This is a genomic window from Flavobacterium aquiphilum, from assembly GCF_027111335.1.
In the GTDB taxonomy this organism is placed as follows: Bacteria; Bacteroidota; Bacteroidia; order Flavobacteriales; family Flavobacteriaceae; genus Flavobacterium; species Flavobacterium aquiphilum.
Window position 1 is genome coordinate 1,985,032 of record NZ_CP114288.1, and the last position, 24,560, is coordinate 2,009,591.

General features: G+C 36.3%; 16 protein-coding genes. 4 read left to right on the forward strand and 12 right to left on the reverse strand.

The features are described 5' to 3' along the window. Positions 1-305: 305 nt before the first annotated feature. The 7 genes from OZP12_RS08470 to OZP12_RS08500 form a co-directional block, all read right to left on the reverse strand. Positions 306-953, reverse strand: a complete 648-nt coding sequence (locus OZP12_RS08470) for a hypothetical protein (protein ID WP_281228614.1) — start codon at positions 951-953, stop codon at positions 306-308. Beyond that, positions 950-1,435: a hypothetical protein gene (locus tag OZP12_RS08475; protein ID WP_281228615.1), complete on the reverse strand. Its 486-nt coding sequence runs from the start codon at positions 1,433-1,435 to the stop codon at positions 950-952. The genes OZP12_RS08470 and OZP12_RS08475 overlap by 4 nt, the downstream gene beginning before the upstream one ends. Positions 1,436-1,743: 308 nt before the next feature. After that, the gene (locus tag OZP12_RS08480; protein ID WP_281228616.1) at positions 1,744-2,082 is read right to left on the reverse strand and encodes a hypothetical protein; all 339 of its coding nucleotides are present in this window, start codon (positions 2,080-2,082) and stop codon (positions 1,744-1,746) included. A 128-nt stretch (positions 2,083-2,210) separates the two neighbouring features. After that, positions 2,211-2,786 (reverse strand): hypothetical protein, encoded by a 576-nt coding sequence (locus tag OZP12_RS08485; RefSeq protein WP_281228617.1) that lies wholly within the window; start codon positions 2,784-2,786, stop codon positions 2,211-2,213. 332 nt (positions 2,787-3,118) lie between these two features. Then, the gene (locus OZP12_RS08490; RefSeq protein WP_281228618.1) at positions 3,119-4,198 is read right to left on the reverse strand and encodes an efflux RND transporter periplasmic adaptor subunit; all 1,080 of its coding nucleotides are present in this window, start codon (positions 4,196-4,198) and stop codon (positions 3,119-3,121) included. 143 nt (positions 4,199-4,341) lie between these two features. After that, positions 4,342-7,635, reverse strand: coding sequence for an efflux RND transporter permease subunit (locus OZP12_RS08495; RefSeq protein WP_281228620.1), 3,294 nt, complete (start codon positions 7,633-7,635; stop codon positions 4,342-4,344). 188 nt (positions 7,636-7,823) lie between these two features. Next, positions 7,824-9,185, reverse strand: coding sequence for a TolC family protein (locus OZP12_RS08500; protein WP_281228621.1), 1,362 nt, complete (start codon positions 9,183-9,185; stop codon positions 7,824-7,826). Positions 9,186-9,392: 207 nt separating this feature from the next. Between OZP12_RS08500 and OZP12_RS08505 the strand changes: the two genes are divergently transcribed. Together OZP12_RS08505 and OZP12_RS08510 are read left to right on the forward strand one after the other, a co-directional pair. Then, positions 9,393-10,406, forward strand: a complete 1,014-nt coding sequence (locus OZP12_RS08505; RefSeq protein WP_281228623.1) for a sensor histidine kinase — start codon at positions 9,393-9,395, stop codon at positions 10,404-10,406. Beyond that, complete coding sequence (locus OZP12_RS08510; protein WP_281228624.1) at positions 10,406-11,107, forward strand: LytR/AlgR family response regulator transcription factor; 702 nt, start codon at positions 10,406-10,408, stop codon at positions 11,105-11,107. The genes OZP12_RS08505 and OZP12_RS08510 overlap by 1 nt, the downstream gene beginning before the upstream one ends. A gap of 99 nt (positions 11,108-11,206) precedes the next feature. Here the strand turns inward: OZP12_RS08510 and OZP12_RS08515 are convergent, their stop codons facing one another. The 5 genes from OZP12_RS08515 to OZP12_RS08535 form a co-directional block, all read right to left on the reverse strand. Next, entirely contained in the window at positions 11,207-12,397 is a 1,191-nt protein-coding gene (locus OZP12_RS08515; RefSeq protein WP_281228626.1) for a thioredoxin family protein, read from the reverse strand. Between the two features lie 112 nt (positions 12,398-12,509). Beyond that, a complete protein-coding gene (locus tag OZP12_RS08520; protein WP_281228627.1) occupies positions 12,510-13,070 on the reverse strand; it encodes a 2'-5' RNA ligase family protein in 561 nt (186 codons plus the stop codon). 110 nt (positions 13,071-13,180) lie between these two features. After that, positions 13,181-14,986 carry an alpha/beta hydrolase fold domain-containing protein gene (locus OZP12_RS08525; RefSeq protein WP_281228628.1) on the reverse strand — a complete coding sequence of 602 codons (1,806 nt, stop codon included), beginning with the start codon at positions 14,984-14,986 and terminating at the stop codon, positions 13,181-13,183. A gap of 26 nt (positions 14,987-15,012) precedes the next feature. Further along, the gene (locus OZP12_RS08530) at positions 15,013-16,137 is read right to left on the reverse strand and encodes a glycoside hydrolase family 88/105 protein (protein ID WP_281228629.1); all 1,125 of its coding nucleotides are present in this window, start codon (positions 16,135-16,137) and stop codon (positions 15,013-15,015) included. Between the two features lie 17 nt (positions 16,138-16,154). Continuing rightward, positions 16,155-18,914 carry a glycosyl hydrolase gene (locus OZP12_RS08535; RefSeq protein WP_281228630.1) on the reverse strand — a complete coding sequence of 920 codons (2,760 nt, stop codon included), beginning with the start codon at positions 18,912-18,914 and terminating at the stop codon, positions 16,155-16,157. A 430-nt stretch (positions 18,915-19,344) separates the two neighbouring features. On the opposite strand from OZP12_RS08535, the gene OZP12_RS08540 reads away from it, so the two are divergent. Continuing rightward, complete coding sequence (locus OZP12_RS08540; protein ID WP_281228632.1) at positions 19,345-22,473, forward strand: SusC/RagA family TonB-linked outer membrane protein; 3,129 nt, start codon at positions 19,345-19,347, stop codon at positions 22,471-22,473. 24 nt (positions 22,474-22,497) lie between these two features. Beyond that, positions 22,498-24,444 (forward strand): RagB/SusD family nutrient uptake outer membrane protein, encoded by a 1,947-nt coding sequence (locus tag OZP12_RS08545; RefSeq protein ID WP_281228634.1) that lies wholly within the window; start codon positions 22,498-22,500, stop codon positions 24,442-24,444. Positions 24,445-24,560 lie beyond the last annotated feature (116 nt).

The following is a 24,560-nucleotide window of genomic DNA, read 5'->3' on the forward strand; positions in this document are numbered from 1 at the left end:
ATGGCGTTCTGAACCCCATTTTTGTGGTTGTATAACCCCAAATTTGGCGTCCTGAACCCCAAAAATGGCGTTGCTAACCCTATGAATGGGGTTGTATGACGTAAAATTTGGCGTCTCGAACCCCATACATGGGGTCCTTGACGTAAAAATTGGGGTTTTTTAATCTCTTTTGGTTTAATTCCTCGAAGTTCTGCTTCGATTTTTATGGTATATTCACAGATAAAAAGAAAAATTTACGACCCGAGTGATAGCGAATAGGAGAAGCAATTCTGCTATCGTTGTCTAGATCTGAGCTGTCGGGATTTTTATTTTAAACTGAATATATCAACGTCTTTTCCTTTATAGGTTATTCTTAGTTGTCTATTCATTTTACTTGCTGGATTTTCAACCATTGATACTTCTTCTAATTCCATTTCGTGAATTTCTCTAACACACATTTTACCTGAATAAAATTTTCCTTTCATATGGTCACAATCTTCATATTCTAATTCACAAATGCTGCATTTAGTTTTTTTTATTATTCCGCCAACACTTGCGAACATGATTTTTGGAAAAAGAATCTTTTCGTAAATTTCAAGACGATTGATGTAATTATTTAATTGATTGGAATTAAAAGGATGATTTGTTGAAGCAATTGAAATGCAATTTTGAGCTAAAATCAAAGCTGTCCATGCAGAATCTGTTTCACCTAATTTCAAATTTACTATCATTTGGATTTCTTGTTTAACAGAATCAATAGAATACTTTAAGAATAAAAGAAGATTCATTTCAGTCTCAGTTAATCCTTTCTTCGACATTAAATCGCTTAATTTGTTCATATAAGAATCAATTTCTAATACTTCGCTTTTTTGTAATTCAATATCTCTTGAAAAAATAGCAATGTTTTGTGCATTATCTGCAATTGCATTAAACTCTTCAAATATATTTTTTACTTCAATGTCAGTAATTATCATTTTTCTATATTATTAATTACACTCTCCAGTTCCTTTATTCCTTGAATGTTTCCTTCGTATTTTATTCTTTTATATTCTTTCTTTTTTTTATTCTCAATTATGATTTCAAATTTTATATTTTTTGATTCTGTATTTCCTTTAAAATGATCATAGAGATAACTTGAAATTAGGTTTAGAGAAACACCAATTAAAGCTGAATTTTGTGTGAATAAAGAATAAGTTATAAATAAAATTGGTCCAAACCAATCCGCGCTTTTTCTTGCCCTCAATAACGGTTTGTCTTTTGTTAAATATTCGACAGTTATATTTTCTGCTTTTAACAACTTACGGATATCGGTTGTCGATTCAGAATATATGTATTTTGCGCTTTCAGTTTCATCATTAATATTTTCTGGAATAAAATAAAATGAATTGTTGGAATTGAAATTTAAAAGATTTAATTTGTTTTCGGGCTCTAAATATTTTTCTATTTTGTAGTTCATTGAATTGTCTTATTGTTGTTTCTCGTAGTATCAAGTAATGGCTAACGTCTCCGCTCCGCAAAGTCTCCCGACTTTGCGCTTTTTTAAAATGTTCTTAAAAGCACTAAATCAGTCAAAAGTCTCCCGACTTTTTGGTTAATTTTCTTTAGAATTATATGCTTTCGAATTGTAAATTAAGATTCAAAACATCAATTCAATTGTCGTAAAAGCAAGGAGATTTTGCTAAGCTGCAGTGCTTATTGGAATGGGTGCGAAGTCGGCCCCGAAAGCTTTCGGGGGTCGCACAGCCCGTACGACAAATTTATATTTCATTTTTCAATATCCTTAAGTATGTTTTTTGCTATTTCCCTAACTTTAATCCAATCTTTATTATTACGAATTTCATCGATCGAGAATTTAGTATCTATTAGTATTCTTATTTGTTTCCTTAATTCGATGCTCTCTTTCGCTACATTTTGCGGAATTAAATCATTTTCAACTAATCTATTGACAGTAAAGTGATTTAAAAATGTATGAGAATCTGAATCTAGTTCTTCCAATATGATTTTTTGAAGCTCCTCATCAGAATTCAAGAGATTTTTTTCGTCTAAATAAGATAATGTATCGATATAAAATTCGAATGATTCGTTCGGTGTTATTTCTCTCATAGTTATTTTAACGTAATATTTGGGATTAAATAAAGCCCTATTGTCGGATTTGCCAAATCATTCAGATACAAAACCATCTTCTCATTAAGCCAATTGCCCAAATCCATTGTAGCTGTTAGTGGCTGGCTTCAATCTATCATATATTCACTATCACGAACCTCAATTTCAAATACTCTTTTTTGAGGTGTGTATCCACTTAATTTCAGCGTTTTTAAAGTGATTTTTTCATTAACTTGTCTCCATATTTCAGATTTTTCCTCTTTGGAATAGCTTTTATTTTCTAAATATCGTTCAAAGTATCTCTTTTTATAAATTGGTAAATAATCATTGTAGTTGAGAAAATAAAAGAATGTTATGTAAATAATTTTTTTTTCAGAATTTTTAATTTTAAACTCCTTGTATTTTTTAAAATCGCCATTAATAGTTGATACTTCAATTTTATAAAATCCATCTTTTAGTTCAATGAAAGAAGATGCTGTTTTTGAGATATCAGCAGATTTTATAAAAATTGAATCATTAAGCTTTATTTTGCACGAGATATTTTCTGCACTATTGGAAACCATTGAAAATCTAAACTTAACATTTTTAGTTTTCTTTTTTTCAAAACATTGAAATATTACAAAAGAAGAAAATATTACCGAAAAAAGTAATATTAAAGTATGTAAAATGTATGACTTGAACGTTTTAGACTTTGTTTTTTTCATTATTTTTCGCGGTGAATGTCTGCTTGCCACTAAGTTGTTTATACTAGCCACAAAATGGCTCCAATACACCTAATTTGAGTTGGCTTTGTGCCATAAATCTTTTGCTAATATAGAAAAAACTTTTACAAATTGTCAGAAGAATTTTATTTGCGTGATAGAGTAAAATCATCTTTTGAAATGCAAAATCACTAGCCCTGATGGAAGCGGCATCCTGTGGTCCTGGGGTTCAGGACCACAGATACAGCGTACAGCAGGAATCAGCTCAAAAAAAAAAATGCCGTAAAACCTAAGTCTCACAGCACTTTCCAAACAAATTAGCAATTATCGTTTTATTACTTTATCTCATCACCATCTTTAATTTCTTCATTTGCTTTGCTTAGTAAAACATCATTTTCTTGCAATGAATCGCTAAAAACTTCAATCTTGTCATCAACTTCAAGTCCAAGGCTTACTTTGACGCGTTGTGCTTTTTTGTTGATTACTTTTATCAAAAAGATTCCTTCGGCAGTATTTATCACCGCTGATTTTGGTACAACAAAAGTTTCTTTTTTGCTGTTAAGTGGTAGAATCACTTCGGCAACCATTCCCGGAAGTAATTTGTCATTGGTATTTACTACATCTAGTTCGACACGCTCGGAACGCAGTTTGAGGTCTAAGGCTCCGGCCATTCTGCTGATTTTAGCTTTAAATGTTTCGCCACGCAAAGACACTACATTAAAGTCGATTACATCACCCACTTTCAGGTAACCGGTGTAAGCTTCAGGCACCGAAATGGACAAACGAAGTTTCTTTTGATCCTGCACAGTCAGTAGCGGAATTTGGGCTCCTTGTCCCACATAAGCACCAATATTAACATTTCGTGCCGTAACTTTTCCGTCAAAGGGAGCGCGAATTTGCAAATAGCCCTGCACCGATTTGATTTCCCTGTGCCCCGCACGCGCAGCCGACAGTTGAGCAAAATCCGAATTCTTTTTGGCGAAAGCCAAATCCAAATCATTTTTAGAAATTGTCCCTTCCACTTTGCTCGTTTCAAGTAATCGTTGATACGTGCTGTTGCTTGCCGTATAAACCGCTTCCTGCGAATGTAGGCGCGACTCGGCGGCGGCTAGTTGTGAGCTTATTTCCGGTGCTTCGAGTTCAATCAGTAATTGCCCTTTTTTTACATTGGAACCAATATCAACTTTGAGTGTTTTGACATAGCTGTTCACTTTGGCAAATAAATCCACTTGGCTGAAACCAGATAATTCGGCAGGTAAACGCAAGTCGGTATTCAGTTTTGCTTTTGCTAAAGCGAAAGTTTCTATTTTAGGTTCCAATTCGGCAACAACTTCTTCTTTTTTATTGGAATTGCAACTGCTAAGAATCAATAGTGCTGCAAATAATATTGTTGATTGTACTATTTTAGTTTTCATATATGTAAAATTTATTTTTTAGCGGTCATATATGTTATCGCCTTTTTATTTGTCGGTGTTTGCTTACGCAAACTTATTGTTAATGGCGATTTCATAAATCTAAAAGTTATTATTTATAGTATCGCTTATTTGTTTGCAACAAATTACTTCTTGGCGATTTTCTTTTTATGTTTTAATGATGATATATAATGGATGCTTTCTTTGTCTTCGGGGTCCAAAGAGATAGATTGCGTCGATGTTTTTTCTTGTGCCCAAGCAAAAATTAAAGGCAGAATCAGCAATACGGCAAAAGTCGAAAATAATAATCCTCCAATGACGGCTCTTCCCAATGGAGAAACCTGATCGCCTCCTTCGCCATGACCAATCGCCATAGGCAACATTCCCGCAATCATAGCCACACTTGTCATGATAATAGGTCTGAGTCGTAAACCTGCCGCTTCACGCGCCGCTTCAAGGGCATTTCCGCTTCGTTTTCGCAATTGCTCGGCATTGGTAACCAATAAAACGGCATTGGCTATCGAAACCCCAACCGACATGATGATTCCCATATAAGATTGCAAATTCAGTGTCGAACCAGTGATTGTCAGCATTAATAAAGCTCCTAAAACTACCGCGGGAACGGTTGTTAAAATAACAGCAGAAACCTTGAACGATTGAAAATTGGCGGCAAGCATCAAGAAAATTACAAAAACGGCAACTAATAATCCGAGTTGTAAGCTGCTCAATGTTTCATTCAATACTTTGGTCATACCTATGGGTTCAATGAACAAACCACGTGGCAATTCTCCCAATGAATTGATTGTTGCCGCCACATTTTTTGTTGCAGTACCCAAATCCGTTTGATAGGTATTTGCTGTTACAGTGATGAAAGGCATAGCACCTAAATTGTCATTTTCACCATTTACATAGGTGGGCGTAATTTTGGCAACGTCACTCAAAACCGGACGAAGCGAATTTTTCAATACGGGAATTTCCCCAATATCGGTTTGACTTTTCATTTTGTTCAAAGGAACTTGCACCTGCACGTTGTACGAGAGTCCTGCTTTTTCATCAATCCAAGTATTTTTTTCAGTATATCTTGAAGATGATGTCGAGGCGACCAACGAACGTGAAATGTCATTCATGTCAACACCCAATTCGGCGGCTCGGGTTCTGTCAATTTCAATATTCATTGCAGGATAATGAATCGGCTGACCAATTTGCACATCCCTGAAATAGGATATTTTCTTCAGTTTATCGACAATTTGGTTGGCGTAAAGCTCATTCCTTTTTTTGTCTTTTCCTGCAATTCGAATTTCGATTGGAGTAGGAGAGCCTTGGCTCAATACTTTATCGGTAAGCTCAATCGGTTCAAACGAAATTTTTACATCAGGCAAAATCTTTTTGATTCGTTTTCTAAATTCGTCTTTGAAATCGTCCATGTCGGTTTCGTAATCCTTTAAACTCACTTGGAAAACCGCCTCATGCGGCCCCGCCATGAATAAGTAGATTGGGTTAATCGAGAACAACGATGGGTGTTGTCCCACATAGGCCGATGAAATCCCGATGTGTTCCGGACCAACCATTTTCTTTAATTCTTTTAAAACCAAAACCACCTTTTCTTCGGTACGTTCCAATCGTGTTCCGTCAGGGGCTCGCATTCTAAGTTGGAACTGACTCGAATTCACTTTTGGAAATACATCTTTTCCTATTGTTGTAAGGAACAAAACTGCCAAAAGTGTAATTCCGATGAGGTAAATCAAACTGCTCGCTTTTTTGTGTGGAAAAAGACGGTTCAGCGTTTTCATAAATCGGATTCTGAATCTTTCGAAAGCACTTATTTTATGATCATTGTTAAAATCTTCTCTTTCGACCATCACCCTTTTTTGGCTGATGATATCTTTTTCAGATTCTGGTGTTAATCCGCAAGCGTTAAACTCGGCTTCATCATCGGTAATGTTTGGTTCATGTTCAATTTTTGCATGGTCTTTCATCAGCCAATTCGCCATTACAGGCACAAATGTCTGCGACAATAAAAACGAAAATATCATCGAAAAACCAATAGCCAACGCCAAAGGCAAAAACAAGGCTCCCGGGATTCCCACCATTGTGAAGGCAGGAGCAAAAACCGCCAAGATACAAAGCAAAATAAGCAGTTTTGGCAACGCTATTTCTTTACACGCATCCCAAATAGCGAGTGCCTTCGGCTTGCCCATATCGAGATGTTGGTGAATGTTTTCAATGGTTACCGTACTTTCGTCCACCAAAATTCCGATCGCCAAAGCTAGTCCGCTTAACGACATCAAATTGATGGTTTGCCCAAATAATTTAAGGAATAAAACTCCCGAAATGATAGAAATCGGGATGGTCATAATCACAATGAGGGCAGCTCTTCGGTCGCCAAGAAACAATAAAACCATTAATCCTGTCAGTACCGCACCAATTATTCCTTCGGTAATTAAACTTTTAACCGAATTGATTACGTAAACCGATTGGTCAAACTCATAGGATAATTTTACGTCTTCAGGCAGTGTACTTTGGATTTTTGGCAATTCGGCTTTTAGTTTCTTAACCACGTCCCAGGTTGAAGCATCTCCCGCTTTGGCAATGCTGATATAAACCGAACGTTTTCCGTTTACCAAAGCATAACCTGCGGTAATATCGGCACCATCTTTTACCGTTGCGACATCTCCCAAAGTCAGGTTTTGAACTCCACCTTTAAACAACGGAATTTTTTCAAAATCTTTAACTTCTCTAATCGTATTATTCGTTGGCGTGATATAGTTTTTATCGCCAATTCTAACATTTCCCGAAGGGGCAGTAAGGTTGTTTAATCGAATCGCCTCTACAATTTGGTCGGGTGTCATGTTATGCGAGCGCAGCAAATCAGGGTCAACGTTAACCTCAATTGTTCTTGGGCTTCCGCCAAAGGGTGCCGGCGACAACAATCCCGGAATCGAAGTAAACGAAGCGCGGACATAGACGTTTGCCATATCCTGCAATTCGTTGTTGGAGCGTATTTTACTGCTCAATACCAATTGCCCGATTGGCAATGAAGAAGCATCAAATCGGATGATAAATGGTGGTTGGGTTCCCGGAGGAAATCCCGCTTGAATCCTATTCGAAAGCGCACCCAATTCGGCAGCGGCCTGCGCCATATTGGTGTTCTCGTAATAGGTTATTTTCATAATCATCAAACCTTGAATATTCTTGGTTTCGACTGATTTTATACCATTGGCAAAAGGTAGAATATTAACGTAGTTTTTGGCAAAATAGGCTTCCATTTGGTCAGGAGTATATCCACCAAACGGATGAGCAATGTAAATTACCGGAAGGTTCATTTTGGGCAGGATGTCAACTTTAACTTCCTTTATGGCTCCAATACCAAAAAAGAACAAGCCTGCCACCAATACCAGTATCGAGATGGGTTTGCGGAGTGCAAAGCGTATTAAATTCATTATGATTTTTTATTAAAATTCAAATTGTTAAGTATTTAAGAAATTAAAAAAACTAAACACATAGAAACATAGAAAAAAAAGATTGTGATAGACCAATACTTGGTTTTCACATAGACTATGTATTTTAAAATTAAGTGAAACGACTAATTAAAAAATTGAGATTAGCTATGTTCTATGTGTTTAAAATGTTAAAATTCATTTATAAATAAGTCAAAATCACCTGTTGCAGCTACTTTTAACAAAAATGACTGCCACACATTATTGTTGACAATATCTCTGTCGATTTCGGCACGATTTAGAATGTATAGGGTTTGGGTCAAATCAGTCAAATCAGTTAGGCCATTTTTGTATAAAGTCGTTTTTTGCAGATAAGCCTGAGCAGCCGCTTTTACCTGTACAGGAGCTTCGGCATAATTATCAAGTGTGATTTTTATTTTTTCTTCTGCCAAATTCAATTGTGATTTCAGTTCACGATCGGCCTGATTGTATTCTTCCTGCAAACCTTGAGTAACATACTTTTGAGCGCTTACTTGTTTACTCATTCGAAACGGAGTGGTTAAATTCCACGTAATTCCAATTCCGACCAGATAATTGGAACGGTCGGGATTCACGCCATCCAAATAATTTCTGCTGAACGAATTTCGATCCAAAGCATAATCATAATTAAAACCCGAAGCTCGCGTTTGCATTACTCCAAAAGCGCTCATAGTTGGATAGTAAAATCGTTTGTACAGCTTTGTTTGTTGGTTGCTGTAATCAATTTTTGTTTTGTAGAATTTCAGCAAAGGATGTAGGCTGTCAGTGGCTTTTTCATCCATAACGATGTTCTTTGGAATTTGGTTCACAAAAACAGTATCTGTAATAATGTTTTGTGGTGCAACCCCCATTAAATCGACCAATTTGCTGTTTTGCTCCTTTACCAGATTTTTGGCAAGGTTCAGGGCGATTTTAGCTTTTGAAACCTCGGCTGTCGCCAAAGTTGAATCTACTCCCGCAAGTAATCCGTTTTTAACCCTTGCAACGGCAGTTCTTTTGAAAACTTCGGTTCGGGCTAAATTTTTTTGTTGCGAAATCAATAATCTTTGGCTTGCCAATAAATTTAGATAAGCCGAAGAAATTTTAATTTCCTGTTGGAACTGTTCCTGTTTCAAATCGGTTTCTTTGGACTGAACATCAATTTTGGCCAAATTGATTTTTTCCTGAATTTTCCCAAAAGTGAAAAAGTCCCAGTTTACGTTAGCGAGATACAAAGCCCCAAAAGCGGCGTTCCAGTTTTGTTCGGCCAATGTTGGACCGGAAGAAGCCGTTCCTAAACCATTAAATCCGTATAAAGGTCCGTTTTGTCCATTGACCGTTCCATAATCCTGTTGGGCTGACAAACTAAGATTGGGTAAATAATCGCGGTGCGCCTGTTTGAGCGTTTCGCGCGAAGCGTTGGCGTAGTTGTTTTTTGCTTTGATTGAACCAAAGTTTTCAAGACCTGTTTTTATGGCTTCTTTCAAAGTCAAGGTCTGTGAATAGCCCACAGTGGCAAAAATCAGTACAAGCAAAAAAGTAATTTTTTTGAAATACATAAAACTTAAAAAATGATTAGTGGAGCAAAATTATTTCTCTTGCGTTGAAATAGTCCTTCTTAAATGATGTAATACAATCATAAATGACCAATTCAATTCATCATTTATTAGAAATAAAAACGAAATATTTATGGTTAATTTGCAAATTATTAAGTATCAGAAATGGATAAAAAGTTCGATAATATGATGGATAACAAATGGTGGCAGGAAATTGCCGTCGTCTGTTTTTCATTCACCATTTATACGTTAAAAAATGATTGGATGCTATTCAGTTCCGTAGCTTCCATTTTGATGGGAATTTTGTTCTATCTGATTTTGTACATGCATGCCCAATTCAACCGTTTTTTCATATTGCCAATATTATTCAAGAAACAAAGGCCGTTAACTTACATTGGTTTAACCTTATTGGGAGTACTTGTGTTTTCGATAGTTTTATTCGAAATCACTTCTTTGGACTTTTTCAATAAATTCAATTTGTACCAAAACTCGCATCAACGAAGTTATTTGTATCAATTAGCCAGTGTTTTAGGAACATTGGTTTGTATTTTGAGTCCGATAATCGTTTTTAAATTTTATAGAATTCACAAAAGACAAACCGATGAAGCTTTGCTGTTCAATCAAATGCAGTTGAATGCGCTCAAAGGGCAGTTGAATCCTCATTTTTTGTTCAATACATTCAATACACTTTACGGAATCAGTTTGGAATTTCCTGAAAGAACCTCCGATTTGATTATGAAAGTCTCGCAATTGATGCGCTATCAACTCGAAAGCAACAGCAAACAATGCGTTTCTCTTGAAGACGAACTTGATTTTATAAACAGCTATGTACAGCTCGAAAAAGAACGTGTAGGCTATCGTTGCGATGTTACTTATGATTGTAAAATCGACAATGAAAACGCTTATAAAGTCTCCCCAATGTTGCTGATTGCTTTTATCGAAAATGCTTTCAAACATGGAACTTGTGCCATAGAAAAATGTTTTGTCCGAATCATAATTACGGTTGAAAACGGTTTGCTGCATTTACATATCGTGAATTCGATTCCAAAGAAAAACGATGTGGTTTCAACTAGAATCGGAATAAAAAATACTATTGAGCGTTTGAATTTAATTTATGGAAAAGGCTATAAACTAGATATTCAGGACGATAAAAACACTTATATTGTTGATTTGAAATTGCAACTCAAAAAGATTTTATAATGAAAGAAGTCAAAAAGTGTATTATTGTTGATGATGAGCCGGCCGCACATTATGTTTTGGCGAACTACATCAGACAGAATCCACAATTGGAGTTGGTTTTTCAAGGTTACAACGGCATCGAAGCCATGGATTATCTCCGGGAAAACAAAGTCGATTTGATGTTTCTTGATATTAATATGCCTGAGATTTCGGGTATGGAACTGCTGAAAATCATTCCAACACATCCTAAAACCATTTTAACAACCGCTTATTCCGAATACGCTCTTGAGAGTTATGATTACGGAGTAATTGACTATTTGCTGAAACCTATTTATTTCCCCCGTTTTTTAAAGGCTATCGACCGTTTTTTTGCATCCGAAAATGTGATCAAAACGGAGGAGGAAGTTGTCAATTCGGTAAGCGTAAAAGTGGATGGTTATTTTATCGATATCGAATTGGACCAACTTTTGTTTGCTCAGAGTTTTGGTAATTATGTGAAATTGTACACGTTGAAAAAGATTTATCTCGCCTCCATAACCACTAGTGAATTTGAGAAATGCCTTCCCGAAAAAAACTTTATGCGCATCCATAAATCTTATATCGTCGCATTAGACAAAATTGATGCCGCCGAAAAGGATTTTGTCACCATTAAAGATGAAAAACTACCAATCGGAATCACATACCGCAGGGAATTGATCGATCGATTGAAGAATAAAAATTAGAAATAAATGTGCTTACTAATTCAATTATTTCGATAACGAAGCCTGCTTACGATTAATTTCTGGCAGGCTTTTTTTACTTGGAAAATAGGTTATAAAAAGTTATTTTATCCCCAAATCCAAATAAAACTGGTCAATATCTTTGGTATCCCAACCCATTGCTGTTATGATGGCTTTGGCCTTTCGAGCATAATCAGTTGCCGATTTTTTATCCTTGATTTTGTTGCACAATCGTGCGAGCAGAAAATTACTCTCAGCTGAATTGTTCAATTCCAGTGAATGTTTTGCCCACGCAATAGCTGTTTGTAAATCTTCTGTTTCTTTTACGTGGAGTATGTAAATTTTAGAAATCTCATTGATGGTTTTATAATCATTCCAAGCCCATTTTTGAACGGATTCTAGTGTAGTTTGTTTGTATTTTGTCCAACATTTGCAGGCCTCATACATCTGTAAATCGTATTTGAATACTAAGGAATCTACTTTTGTGATATTACTGTTTTTTGCAATGGCCCTGCTTTTAGAATATGCAATAGAATCCATGCTTTCCATGTTGTGCGTTAAAGCTTGATTGACTACGCTAACGATTTTGGCATCGACTCTTTTGGGAGACGATACTTTGGCAAAATCACTTTGGTGATTCAACAGAAAATCAAACTCTTTTGTATCCAATTTATTAACGCCAAAGGCAAAAATCTTCCAGTTGATAGCGGTAAATAGTTGATCTTTGGGTTGTGTAGACATGTATTTGGCAACAACATCATCCGTTTTGTATCTTTCAATGCTTTTTTTTATGGCATTTAGATAAAGAAGACAAGTTTCTGGGTTACTATTATTGTCATTAAATTGTTTCTCTAAATAGGGAATTTGAGTATTTGGATTTAATGCTTTTTTGGATTCCAAAATAAATTCTTCTGAAGTAAATTCTCCTCCGGTGCTATACAAATGGGTTTCGTTGTTATCCAGAAATAAAAAGGTTGGAAACGAAGTTATTTTGAACTTTTTCATAAAATCTTTCCCCGTTTCCGATTCGCCATCCATCATTACGTTGATGTAATTGGTGTTGAAAAAATCAATTACAGAAGCGTCTTTTAAAACGGTATTTTTCATTTTGTTGCAATGCGGACACCAGGTGGCGTAAACCATAACAAAAATAGGCTTCTTAGTGGCTTTGGATTTTTCAAGTGCCGATTTATAGTCATTTTGCAAGAAATTGATCGCTGGTTTTTGCGCTTTTGCGATAGACACAAAAAGCAAGAGAACAATAATGAAAGTGTGTTTTATTGCGAATTTCATTGATAGCATATTTGGAGAAATTTTCATTGTTTTAGAATCGCAATTTAACGTTTTTTACTAAGCCGATTTTTTTCATTTTGTCAAAAAAATCATAAATAATGGCCTGTAAGATCTAGAAAAGTGTCCCTTGAATCATTTCGGGTTGCGGATTGTTGCCAAATTCAAAAGTGTCAATCACAAAAAACTGCTTTACTTTTTCGTCAAATTCTCTTAAGACCACGTTGTCGCAAACGAAGTTTAAGTCTATTGTAGTGAACATTTGGTTGGCTTTGACAAGATTTTCGGGTTTAAGGCGACGGGCGATGGTAAGGTGAGGATTGTCGCTTTTCAGCATGTCGGGAAGAAGCAATGAGATATGGAATTGCTTCATGATTCGCTTTAAACTTTTTTTGGAATCATTGTCGGGTGCTATAAAAAAAGCGCCGTTTGGAAAAGAACCAAATTCATTCAAATGCACATCAACGTTAGACAGTTTTGCGCATATTTTTTTGATTTGGGTTTTGATATTTTCAAGTTCCTTTTCGGTTGTTTTAAATTCGCAGATGGTGATATGCCCCACAGAATTTTTACTGTTGAACCAGCCCACTTCTGCCGCTAATTGCTCTTTCATGGATTTTACCAAACCAAGAATTTCGTCTGATGGATGAATAACAAGTGAATAGGTTTTTTGCATGGAAAAAATTTTTGAAAGTAAAGATAAGGATTCCAAGACAGCATAAAATAACAAAAGCCTGTAAATACTTAAATTTACAGGCTCTTGAGAATTATTAAAAAAGTCAGTTTTTATTCTTTCTTCAAATTAGCAATAACTTCTGCCGGAACTTTGATAACAGTTCCATGACGAGTTCCCGTCGGGAAACTGATTTGTTCGGAGATGTCTTCCCAACCTTTGGAAGTTTGTTTTACAGCTCCGTATTTTTTCTGAGTATATTTATCAAAATAAACTGTCCATTCGTCATTAATCTGAATTGCTGTTGGTCCTTCAGCCCAGTAATTTCCTGTAATAGGGTCACTTGCTTTAGTGTAAGGGCCAGTTAGGTTTTTGCTATAAGCAATTTTTAAGTTTTTCTGAACTGGAACTTTAGTCTCATCTTTTAGGAACATCGCATATCCTTCGCCTTGTTTTACAATAGTCGCATCGATGACATTGAAGCCTGGTTCATAAAGCAGTTTTGTAGGTTTGAATTTTTTGAAATCCTTGGTTGTGGTATAATATATTCTGTGATTATATCCTTTTTCCTCGGTTGATTGTGTTTCCGGAAATTTTCCGTCAATAGTGGAAGCCCAATAAATCATATATGTTTTTGACTTTTCATCATAAGTGATTTCGGGCGCCCAAGTGTTACGGGCTTTTTCTTCATGAGCCATAACCGGAATAAACTCTTGTTTTGACCAGTGAATCATATCTTTTGAAGAAGCATAGCCAATCCCTTTATCTGTCCAACTTACCGTCCAAACCATGTGGTACAAGCCGTCACCACCTTTTATGACACAAGGGTCTCTCATCAGTTTGTCTTTACCAACTTCAGGAGTCAAGAATGAAGCATCTTTCTTTAAAGCCTCCCATTTGTAGCCGTCATTGCTGTAAGCCAAGTGTAAACCGTCCTCTCCGTTTCCTTTGAAATAAGCAAATAAATAAGTGTCAGGACCTTTAATCAGTCCGTTGGCAGCTAACCATTTTTCGCAGGCGTTTGGCCAATTTTTATTGGTTCCGGCAACTCCTAAACCAAAACCGTGTCCGCCATTTTCATACAAATGCATTTCGGCTGGAACTTTGTTTTGCTTTAATGCCAAATAATAATTGATGCTGTTTTCTACAGGAACCGCTTTGTCGTCAGTGGCATGTACCAAAAATGTCTTAGGAGTATTTTCGTTAACTTGTTTCTCATTCGAATATTTTGCAACCAATTCACTGCTGGCATTTTTCCCAATAAGATTTTCTTTCGAACCGCTGTGCGTAATTCCGTCTTCCATTGAAATTACGGGATAAATCAAAATAGAGAAATCCGGACGAGCGCTGGTATTGTCTTTGGATTCATAAACCTTGTCATTGTAATGTGTTGACAAAGTAGAAGCCAAATGTCCTCCTGCTGAAAAGCCCATAATACCAATTCTTGATATGTCAAGATTCCATTCGTCAGCATTTCGGCGCAAAGTTCTTATCGCTTCCTGTGCATCCTGTAGTGGCCCGATTGTCCTATCTTTCATAATGGCATCACTTGGCAATCGATATTTCAAAACAAAAGCCGAAACTCCAACAGATTGAAGCCATTTTGCTACTTTATCACCTTCTTTTTCGTGAGACAGAAGGGCGTAACCTCCGCCAGGGCAAATAACAACCGCAGCATTTTTAGCACCTTTGTTTTCTGCCAAAAATATTTTTAAGGTAGGTTCGGTAACTTTTTTAATTCCTGTAATATTTCCTTGAGCATCGATTCTTGGTTCTTCTTTATATCCTTCGGCAGTTATTGCACCGGGGATATTGTCCCATAGTTTTATTTCTTTGCTTTGCGAAAAACAGGATATTGCCATTCCGAATAATAAACTTAATAAAGATACCTTTTGGCTAAAATAGTTTAATTTGGTCATAAAATTTGGTTTTGACAAAATAACGATTATTTAATTTTATAAACCTCAGAACCTGCCAATAAAAAGCATCCCAATCCGTAATCTTCAAAATCAGGGATTTTGTCATAAGATAATGGTTGTCCGTCTTTTGGTTCTTTTCCTGTTGATTGCAAATAGCCTAAGAATCCATTGTCATGTAAGCTTTCTTTTGTGACAGCATTCCAAGCTTTTTGGATAACAGGTAAATAGGTTTCTTTTTTCAAAATTCCGCTGTTTACACCATAAGCCATTCCGTAAATGAATAAAGCTGTACCAGATGTTTCTTTTTCGCCAAAATTTGTTGGGTCATGCAAACTCACATTCCAGAATCCATCGGCTCTTTGAATTGGTTTCAATGCCGCAGCCATTGCTTTCAAATCGTTTACATATTGTTCTCTGTGAGGTGCATTTTTTGGAATTATGGTCAGGACTTTTGCCAAAGCTGCAATTACCCAACCATTCCCACGGCTCCAATAGCAATCTTGTCCGTTTGGTTCTTTATACGGAGGATCAAAATCGGCATCACGCCACCATAGTCCGTCTTTTGGGTTGAAAAGACCGTGATCACCATGTTTGTTTCTTGAATACATGTACATTTGGTACATTTTTTCGAAATAACGATCGTCTTTTTCGATCACCCCCATTTTTGCAAAAACAGGCATTCCCATTTGTATAGCATCAATCCAAGACCAGTCATCGAGTTGAGCAGTATTCAAAAGCATATTGATGTTTGCTCTTGTATTTTTTAATTTTTTTGAATCCGGTTCTAAATTGTATAAATCAATATAGGTTTGAGCAGCACAATAATTATCGGCATTTCGGGTAGTATTTCCTCCGTTAAAGCCCCATTTGTGGAATTCAGCCCAGGAATAGGCATAATCATAATAAGTCTCTTTTGGGAAAATTTCATGCAAAGCCATCAATCCTTCATAATAAACACCACGAGTCCAGATATGGCTAGGACGCTCTTTATTGGTAACAATGGTTTTGCCTACATCAGGCCATTTTTGCATAAAATAATCATTGGCAAGCATCATTTGTTTTAAAATTAATTTTTTATCAAATGCTTCCTGAGCTGTAATCGAGCTTATTGATGAAAAACATAAGGCGAAAAACAATACTATTTTTTTCATTTTATTATTTGTTATAATTAATTTTCTTTTTTTAACGGTGTAAGGCTAACAGGCCCTAGTAATCCTGAAGGCATTGGACTCCATTTTGTAGCATCAAACTTTTTATAATCTTTATCGACCATATTGATTTCGTAAAAAATCTTCCATTCCTGACCTTTCAGTTCCATATCCCTAACTCTGTTGGCAGATAGGTTAGTAACCTGAATTTTCAAAATGTTTTTACCGGGTTTTAATTTCCCAGTCTGCAATTTGAACGGAACAGACCAAGCTGTACCAATAAAATTATCGTTTAACCAAACTTTTGCACTTTCGCGAACATCACCCAAATTTAAGTACCAATTGTCAATTTTGGCATTCGGATTGTCAAATTGTAAAGTATAGGTCGCTGATCCAGAGAAAGCTTCGGCTTCAGGACCTAATTTTGTCCAAGATTCTAAGTTAGAAACTGTTGCGCTTGGAGGTAATTGTGGGCCACCTTTATCGAAATTAATTTGCCATTTTCCGTTCAAAGCAACGCCATCAGCAGCGGTTTCATAGTAGTTCCATCTTTTTTGCGAAGCGGTATTTTCTGTTTTTAGGAAAAAGGATTGTCCTGGTTCAATTCTAAGTTTAACCAATGTAGTTTTGTCATTTTTGTTTACGATAGCATTGCCAAAATCTTTTGTCAAAGGATCGAAAATCACCACTTCTTTATTACCAATTTGCAACGGAATAAATCCTTCTACTGTTTTAGATGAATGATTTACGAGATAATATAATTTTTCACCGTCAACAATTCGGCGAGTGTATTTGAGGCCTAATTCTACAAGTGTTTCAGGGAAGACCTGAACATTTTCTAAAGCTTTAAAAATATCTGTAACCGGTTTTACAGTTTCTTTGTTTGCTTCTAAAAGAGCTTTAAGTTGTTGCTCCTGATTTTTATAATCATAAAATCCAGGAACAGACTCTGGTAATCCTTCAAATATAATGATTGCTCCGGCTTTTTGTAAATCGATAAGTTTTTGCAAAGTTGCTAAAGGCATTTTTTTGCAAGCCGGAACAATTAAGGATTTGAAAGTTCCTCCTGGCAGACTAATTTTTCCGTCAACAACTTTGGCTTGGGCAATAAAGTTGTCCGAAATAAAATCGACTCCATATCCTTTTTTGATTAAACTTTTGGTTGTGTCATAAAACGAAGTCTCGTATAACCATTCGGATAAGGAATGTATTTTAAATTGGAAAAATAAAGTTCCTTTAAGATTTTTGTCCCAAGTATCAAAAATAGGCCAGTAGAGCAATGTTTCGTTGTCTGATTTTCCTTGTTGCAACATCGATTGGCAGTTCGCAATATAGGAAAATAGGGAAGGTGCATCTTCCCAAATGCTGTTATTAGCGTTAAAGTTTACAGATGCATAAAATTTCCATCCCGGCCACGCAGCTCTTGTTGGAGAATAAGTCGAACCGTGAAGGAATATATGATTGATTCCGTTAAGCATTAAATCTTCGGCTTCGGGTTTGCATTGTGATAACGCTGTTTTAAAGTGCTCTCTTAACCATGTAAAAGTCTCGGATGAAACCAGATTTTTCCCTGAAATATGTGCCGCCGAAGAAGAGAATTTGAGCATTACAGGATCAGCATCTCCCTCGCGGATATCTTCTTTTTCACGTCTAAAGCCCGGAATATCAAAAGGCATAGAGCCAAAAGTTTCACACTCAGGAATATCAGCCGAAGCGTATAAATCAATTAAGTTTCCTGGCGAACCGTGAGCTTGAAGTTTGGTTTTGAAGTTTTTGGCATTCGCCCAATTAGTCCAAGGTTTGTCAAATTTGTTTAGCAATAAATCCGACAATGTTTGGCGGTAATCGCTTCGAATTCTGTTACTGGTTATATTGTCTGTTTCATCAAGCAGAGCAGGTAATTGCTCTTTCAAATCATAACCTCTTCTGGTCTTGAATTCTTCGAAAAAATTTGGTGTAAAATCAGTTCCGTAAACTTCGTAACTGTCATTGAATATAGCGCGAATTTTGCCTTCGCGCCCTTTGAAAGCTTTGTCAAACGGAACAACATATTCATTGAGCGCTTCTTCGGAATAATGATCCAAAGTATATCCTTTGCCACCCGGGGCAGCTCTTTTGACTTGCTGGCCTGTCTTACCGCTAAAAACGGCATAAATAGTATAGTCGGTTTTTTTTGCTTTCCATTTCAGTTGATTGGGTTTTTCCTTTTGGTTTACAACCTGATCGGTTAAATTAGCATAAGTACCGTTACTACCATAAGCAACCACATATAAAAGTGTAGCGGGTACTTTTTCTTTTGTACTGTCAAGTGCTATTTTTTTATCGATTGTTTCATTCTTTTTTACTTGATATTTTTCCACAATTAGCTTTGTTGCAGCATGAGGAAGTGTTACATGGGCACCTCCATAAGGCCATCCTGTTCCAAGAACCATATCGACCTGCATATGAAGGCTGTCGGATACCTTAATAGTGTAATCGAGCATTTCCATCCATTTAGGTGATAGGTAGTCGATGAAATTATTTTCTTCGCCTTTTACACCATATATAGGAGTTATTTCAACTCCACCAATTCCGGCTTTGTGAAAATCCAAGAGACTTTTTTTTAAATTAGGTTTGTCCACTGCGCTTCCCATCCACCACCAACGAGCCCAAGGCTGATTAATATTAGTTGATTTTGGCCAAGGAGAATTACTTGTCTCTTGGGCCAAAGTGCTCAAAGAACAAGAGATTGTGAATGCTAATAGGAATGCTAAAAAGCAATACTGAAGTTTAGTTCTCATTATTAATAATTATTCTTTGGTTTTTTTGGTAATCGTTAGTCCTTGAATTTGCTAATACATAATCTAAAATTGATGATTTTTTGTATTACTGTAAAAATATCAGTAGTATATTTAATTAGTATCCTGTCGCATCCTGTTTTTGATAAAAACATAAAGGATTTAGTGAAAAAAGCATATTTTTTTGAGTATTTAGTTGTTTTTTATTTTTTTTGATGAAAAAAATAAATAAATTGTTTTATAGGTATTTTAATTTTATTTTTTCATAATCAATTTTTATTTCATTATAAATAAATATTAATATCTGTTTTTTCTTAAAAACATTGATAATTTTATTAAAATTAACTTAAATAACAGGATACGACAGGATGCGATCAGTGTTTCTTCTAAATATATTTGCTTTGACTAATTAATTAACTAAAAATTAACTTTTATGAAAAACAAATTGACCTTTTTGTTTATTGTGGCAATGTTTGCTATGATGTATACATCAGGCTATGCGCAGAACAAGGTGATCAAAGGAAAAATTACGGATGCTTCCGGTTTACCTTTGCCGGGAGCAAATGTTCTTATTAAGGGAACTCAGAAGGGTACAGACTCAGACTTTGATGGAAAGTATTCTCTTAGTGTTCCTTCAGGATCTGTGCTTGTGTTTAGTTTTGTAGGTTCCAAAACGCAAGAGATAACTGTTGGACAGTCATCAGAAATTAATGTGGTTTTGAAAGAAGAAAATAACGCATTGGAAGAGGTTGTTGTTGTGGGGTATGGAACAAAAAAGAAAAAGGATCTTACTGGGTCAATCGTAAGTGTAGATGCTGAAGATATTGCTTCCAGACCAGTTGTAAATGCCGTACAGGCTATGCAGGGAAAGGCAGCAGGGGTTGATGTTTCGTCCAATGAGCGTCCGGGACAAGTGGGGAGTATTACAATTCGTGGGGCTCGTTCTATTTCTGCTTCCAACTCACCGCTTTATGTAGTTGATGGGATACCAATGAATACCAGACTTGTTACTGATGCTTCTACTGGAAAAATCAGTGTGGATCCAAATTCAGGAGGGATTGATTTCTTGAACCCTACAGATATTGAGACAATTGATATTTTGAAAGATGCTTCGGCTACGGCAATCTATGGTTCTCGTGGAGCTAATGGGGTAGTTATCGTTACAACCAAAAAAGGTAAAAACGGTAAGTACACATTGAATTATGATACTTCGTTAATGACCGAAACAATTCATGAGAATGCTCCAATGATGACGGCAGGGGAGTATATTGATTTCCGTCGTTGGGGAAGATATTACTCTAATCCGTCTGCATTTCCTAGAGGAGATCAGCCAACGGTTGCTAATGATGAATTGATTTTCTTGAAATCTGCGGATCCTTCAGCATGGGCGAACTTTACAAAAGGTTGGAGTAAAGATGCTAGTGGTAAAGATGTATGGGATGGTTCTAAAGTAGCTACTACAGATTGGACTAAATTCGTTACACGTACAGGGGTTACGCAACAACACACCCTAAGTGTTAGTGGGGGTACAGAAAAAATGAAATCTTATGGATCTTTTGGATATGTAAACAATACGGGAACATTACTGGGACAAAGTTATAAACGTTATAATGGTACTGCCAATGTCGATATTACACCTACCAAATGGTTCTCTATGGGGGTAAGTCTTAATACCAGCTATAGTATTAATGAATATGGACAATCTAACGTAGGTAGAACAGCAGTAACTAGTTCGGGAGGAATATATGCAACTGCCCGCACAAATCTACCTTATGCTGTTCCTTATGATAGCAATGGAAACAGAATAGATAACCCAGGAGGGGATTCAACTATTAGAACTCCTGTTGATGAGCATTTGTATTCACAAGATCAACGTATCACTATGCGTGCTTTTGGTAGTTTGTACACTCAGTTTGATTTGGGTGGAATTTCAAAATCTCTTGATGGTTTGAAATACCGAATCAATTTTGGACCAGATTTGACTTCTTACCGTGATGGTGTTTATTTGGATGGTAAGTCAGCTATTCGTTCAGGGACAAGTTTTGCATCTTTGGCTAAAGAACAAACTATTTCATATACGTTGGATAACTTGATTTTCTACAACAAATCAATCGGAGATCATAATTTTGGCGTGACTTTATTGGCGAGCCAGACACAATATCAAAATGAAGGAAGTTCGATGTCTGCCAATGATATCAAGAATCCTGAAAATAAATGGAATGCTCTTAATCCTGCCAATGTAACCCTTGCTGGATATTCTTCCGGTTTAACTCAAACAGGATTGTTATCCTATATGGGAAGGATAAATTATGGTTATGCCGATAAATATTTGGTTACGGCATCAGGACGTTATGATGGGGCATCTCAATTGGCTCCTGGAAATAAATGGGCTTTTTTCCCATCAGCTTCTTTGGCGTGGGTAATCAGCAAAGAAAAGTTCTTACAAGATGTGAAATGGGTTGACCAACTAAAACTTAGATTTGGTTATGGGGTAACCGGAAATGCTGCTGTACCAGCTTATGCTACACAACCACCGTTAACAGGAATTGTTTATGCAACTGGTTCTGGTGTTGTAAATAATACTTCTTTGGGTAATGAAGACTTGAGTTGGGAGCAAACTACTCAGTTTAACTATGGGGTAGATTTCTCTATGTTTAACCATAGAGTTTCAGGAGCATTAGAATATTATACAAGTAATACTAATGATTTGTTGTTGAAAAGTAGTGTTCCTACAGTTCTTGGGGTTAAAGACACTTATCAAAACGTAGGGGAAACTGAAGGACATGGGGTTGAGCTTACTTTGAATACTGTGAACATTACATCAAAAGATTTTGAGTGGACTTCAAGTCTTAGTGGTTCATACCAAAAAAGCAAAATTGTTTCCTTGCAAAACGGTAAGTTTGATGATATCAACAACAATTTATTCATTGGGCAATCTCAAAACGTGATTTACGGTTTTGCTTCAAACGGAATTTGGAAACCTGAAGATGCTGCCGAAATGGCAAAATTCAATGCCAACGGTGCTGGTTTTACTTTTGGTAATGCAAGACCAGTAGATCAAAATGGTGATTATAAAATTGACGCTAATAATGACCGTGTTATAATTGGAAGTAAAGACCCAAAATACATTGCGGGATTGACCAATACTTTTACTTATAAAAATGTTGAGTTTTCATTCTTTGTATATGGTCGTATGGGTTACAAATATGATACAGGAGGTGAAAATGAAGGAGCAAAAGGTAGCCAAAGATCTATCGATTATTATTATGAGAATGATACCAATTCAGAATATCAAAAACCAATTTATTCTGCTGGTACTGGAGATTCTTATTATCCTACTTTGGGCTATCGTGATGGGACATTCTTAAAAATGAGAAATATTTCTTTGGGTTATATTTTCGATAAAGATCTTGTTCAAAAGATGGGACTAACAAAATTGAGATTGTATATGCAGGCAAATAATCCATTCATGATTTATTCTAAAGTGAAATGGACTGATTTGGACACGCAAACGACGGCTTCAAACAGAGGATTTACAATGGGGTTAAATGTCCAATTCTAAAATTGAATTTTAATACGATACACTATGAAAAATTATAAAAAACCATATATCAATATGTTGCTTTTAGCTGTAATGGCTCTAGGTAGCTCATCTTGTAACCAGGATTTTCTTGAGGAGAATTTGACAACAGCCTATAGTAAAGACTATTATAAAACTGAAGCAGGGATACAGGCTTTGGCTGTAGGGACATATTATCAGACATTTGCGGCAGAATTTGCTACAGAAGTACCACTTACCGCAACAGAATCAGGAACAGATGAATTTCATGCGGGAGGTGACCCTTCGAACTGGATTTGGAATTCGTATGGTGCAGGATTTAAGGCTTTTGTGACGGTTTCAAATTCAAATACAGTTGCAGCTAATACAAATTGGGATAACTTATACATTGGAATAGGTAATGCCAATGAATTAATTGAAGCGGCCACAAATATTAATTCAACAAACGATGCGATCAAGAAAACAGCATTGGGAGAGGGTTACTTTTTGAGAGCTTTTAATTATTTAAAACTGGTGAGTCAATACGGTGCCGTGCCTTTGAAATTGAAAACCAGTTCTACAGTAGAATTGGAATTTACTAGAGCGGCTCCTCAAGCGGTTTTTGATCAGATAATTGCCGATTTTAAGCAAGCCTATAATTTGTTAAGCAATACTGGATCTCCTGCTAAAATAACAAAAGATGCCGCAGCGCATTATTTGGCAAAAGCTTATTTAGCTCGTGCTAGTGAAATCAATGACAGTTGGAACTCAACTACAAAATTGGCTGATTTACAACAAGTAGTTTCTTTGGCAGATGAGGTTATTTCTCGCCACCCATTGGCAGCAAACTACGATAATCTTTGGAGTTATACAGCTGCCGATGGTGCAAACGAAAAATTGCCTGAGTTGATTTTGTCAGGTCAATTTAATGCCAGTACGTTGACGACAGGAGGAAATCAACAACATTTGTATTTCCTTTCAACATACGATCAGTTAGCGCAAATGAAACGTAACCTTGCAGGAGGAAGACCATTTAGCCGTTTGGCTCCAACTTATTTTGTTTATGATGTTTTCGATAAAGTGAACGATTCTCGTTTTTGGAAAAGTTTCCAAACCAAAAGCATTGTTAACAACCAATCAGGGACATATTATAAAAATGGGGATTTGGGTATAATGTATGTTGTGAATACAGCTACAGACACTCGTTTTGCAAAAACAAAAAATACAGATGCAATTATCTATTCTAAAACAGGAAAAACGATTCCTAGCGTGTATGTGGCTTATGCGGCAGACAAAGTTGGTTTAATGGCTGATGTGAGATTCCCGTCTTTGAGCAAATATATGGATGGTAACAGAATCGATTTGAGTAGCACAAAAGGATCACGGGACATTACATTGGCACGTTCTGCCGAGACTTATCTAATGGCTGCAGAAGCAAAAATACGTTTGGCAAAATTAGGATCGGCTTCATACAGCGATGCATTAACTTATATTAATGCAGTTCGTACTCGTGCTGCATATAAGTCAGGTGAAAACCGTGCTGCTTATGCTGATGGATCTGCGGCATATACTACAACGGGACAAGCTGGAATTCCAATTTCATATATCCCTGAAAACTCCTATTATGAATCAACTAATATTCCTGTGGTAACTACAGCAACTAATTTGACTATTGGTAATATCAATGCATTACCGGCAGAAGATCAAGCAGTAATCACAAAATTGGGTTACTCCAGTGATTATGACAGAATGTTGTGTTTGGTATTAAATGAGCGTACCAGAGAACTTTGTGGTGAGTTCCACCGTTGGGAGGACTTGAGTAGAACCAAAACTTTGGTTGCACGAGCAAAAGCTTATAATATTGAAGCTGCAGCAAATGTTCAAGATTTTCACAACTTGCGCCCGATTCCTCAAACTTTCCTTGATGGAGTTTATTCAAATGGAAGACCGTTGACTGCTTCTGAAAAACAAGCAATGCAGAATCCTGGTTATTAATCGATAAGTTTATATTTTTTTGAAAGCCGTCTCAATTGAGGCGGTTTTTTTTGTTTCATTTGAAAAAAGGTGATTTGATCTTTTTGTGTAAATATAATATTAATAGCTAAATTTTA

What these genes read in the sequence shown, in the direction of transcription:
- OZP12_RS08475 (WP_281228615.1), bottom strand. Translation starts at nt 1,435, where the DNA reads ATGAACTACAAAATAGAAAAATATTTAGAGCCCGAAAACAAATTAAAT.
- OZP12_RS08505 (WP_281228623.1), top strand. Translation starts at nt 9,393, where the DNA reads ATGATGGATAACAAATGGTGGCAGGAAATTGCCGTCGTCTGTTTTTCA.
- OZP12_RS08490 (WP_281228618.1), bottom strand. Translation starts at nt 4,198, where the DNA reads ATGAAAACTAAAATAGTACAATCAACAATATTATTTGCAGCACTATTG.
- OZP12_RS08545 (WP_281228634.1), top strand. Translation starts at nt 22,498, where the DNA reads ATGAAAAATTATAAAAAACCATATATCAATATGTTGCTTTTAGCTGTA.
- OZP12_RS08520 (WP_281228627.1), bottom strand. Translation starts at nt 13,070, where the DNA reads ATGCAAAAAACCTATTCACTTGTTATTCATCCATCAGACGAAATTCTT.
- OZP12_RS08480 (WP_281228616.1), bottom strand. Translation starts at nt 2,082, where the DNA reads ATGAGAGAAATAACACCGAACGAATCATTCGAATTTTATATCGATACA.
- OZP12_RS08535 (WP_281228630.1), bottom strand. Translation starts at nt 18,914, where the DNA reads ATGAGAACTAAACTTCAGTATTGCTTTTTAGCATTCCTATTAGCATTC.
- OZP12_RS08515 (WP_281228626.1), bottom strand. Translation starts at nt 12,397, where the DNA reads ATGAAATTCGCAATAAAACACACTTTCATTATTGTTCTCTTGCTTTTT.
- OZP12_RS08525 (WP_281228628.1), bottom strand. Translation starts at nt 14,986, where the DNA reads ATGACCAAATTAAACTATTTTAGCCAAAAGGTATCTTTATTAAGTTTA.
- OZP12_RS08540 (WP_281228632.1), top strand. Translation starts at nt 19,345, where the DNA reads ATGAAAAACAAATTGACCTTTTTGTTTATTGTGGCAATGTTTGCTATG.
- OZP12_RS08485 (WP_281228617.1), bottom strand. Translation starts at nt 2,786, where the DNA reads ATGAAAAAAACAAAGTCTAAAACGTTCAAGTCATACATTTTACATACT.
- OZP12_RS08495 (WP_281228620.1), bottom strand. Translation starts at nt 7,635, where the DNA reads ATGAATTTAATACGCTTTGCACTCCGCAAACCCATCTCGATACTGGTA.
- OZP12_RS08530 (WP_281228629.1), bottom strand. Translation starts at nt 16,137, where the DNA reads ATGAAAAAAATAGTATTGTTTTTCGCCTTATGTTTTTCATCAATAAGC.
- OZP12_RS08510 (WP_281228624.1), top strand. Translation starts at nt 10,406, where the DNA reads ATGAAAGAAGTCAAAAAGTGTATTATTGTTGATGATGAGCCGGCCGCA.
- OZP12_RS08470 (WP_281228614.1), bottom strand. Translation starts at nt 953, where the DNA reads ATGATAATTACTGACATTGAAGTAAAAAATATATTTGAAGAGTTTAAT.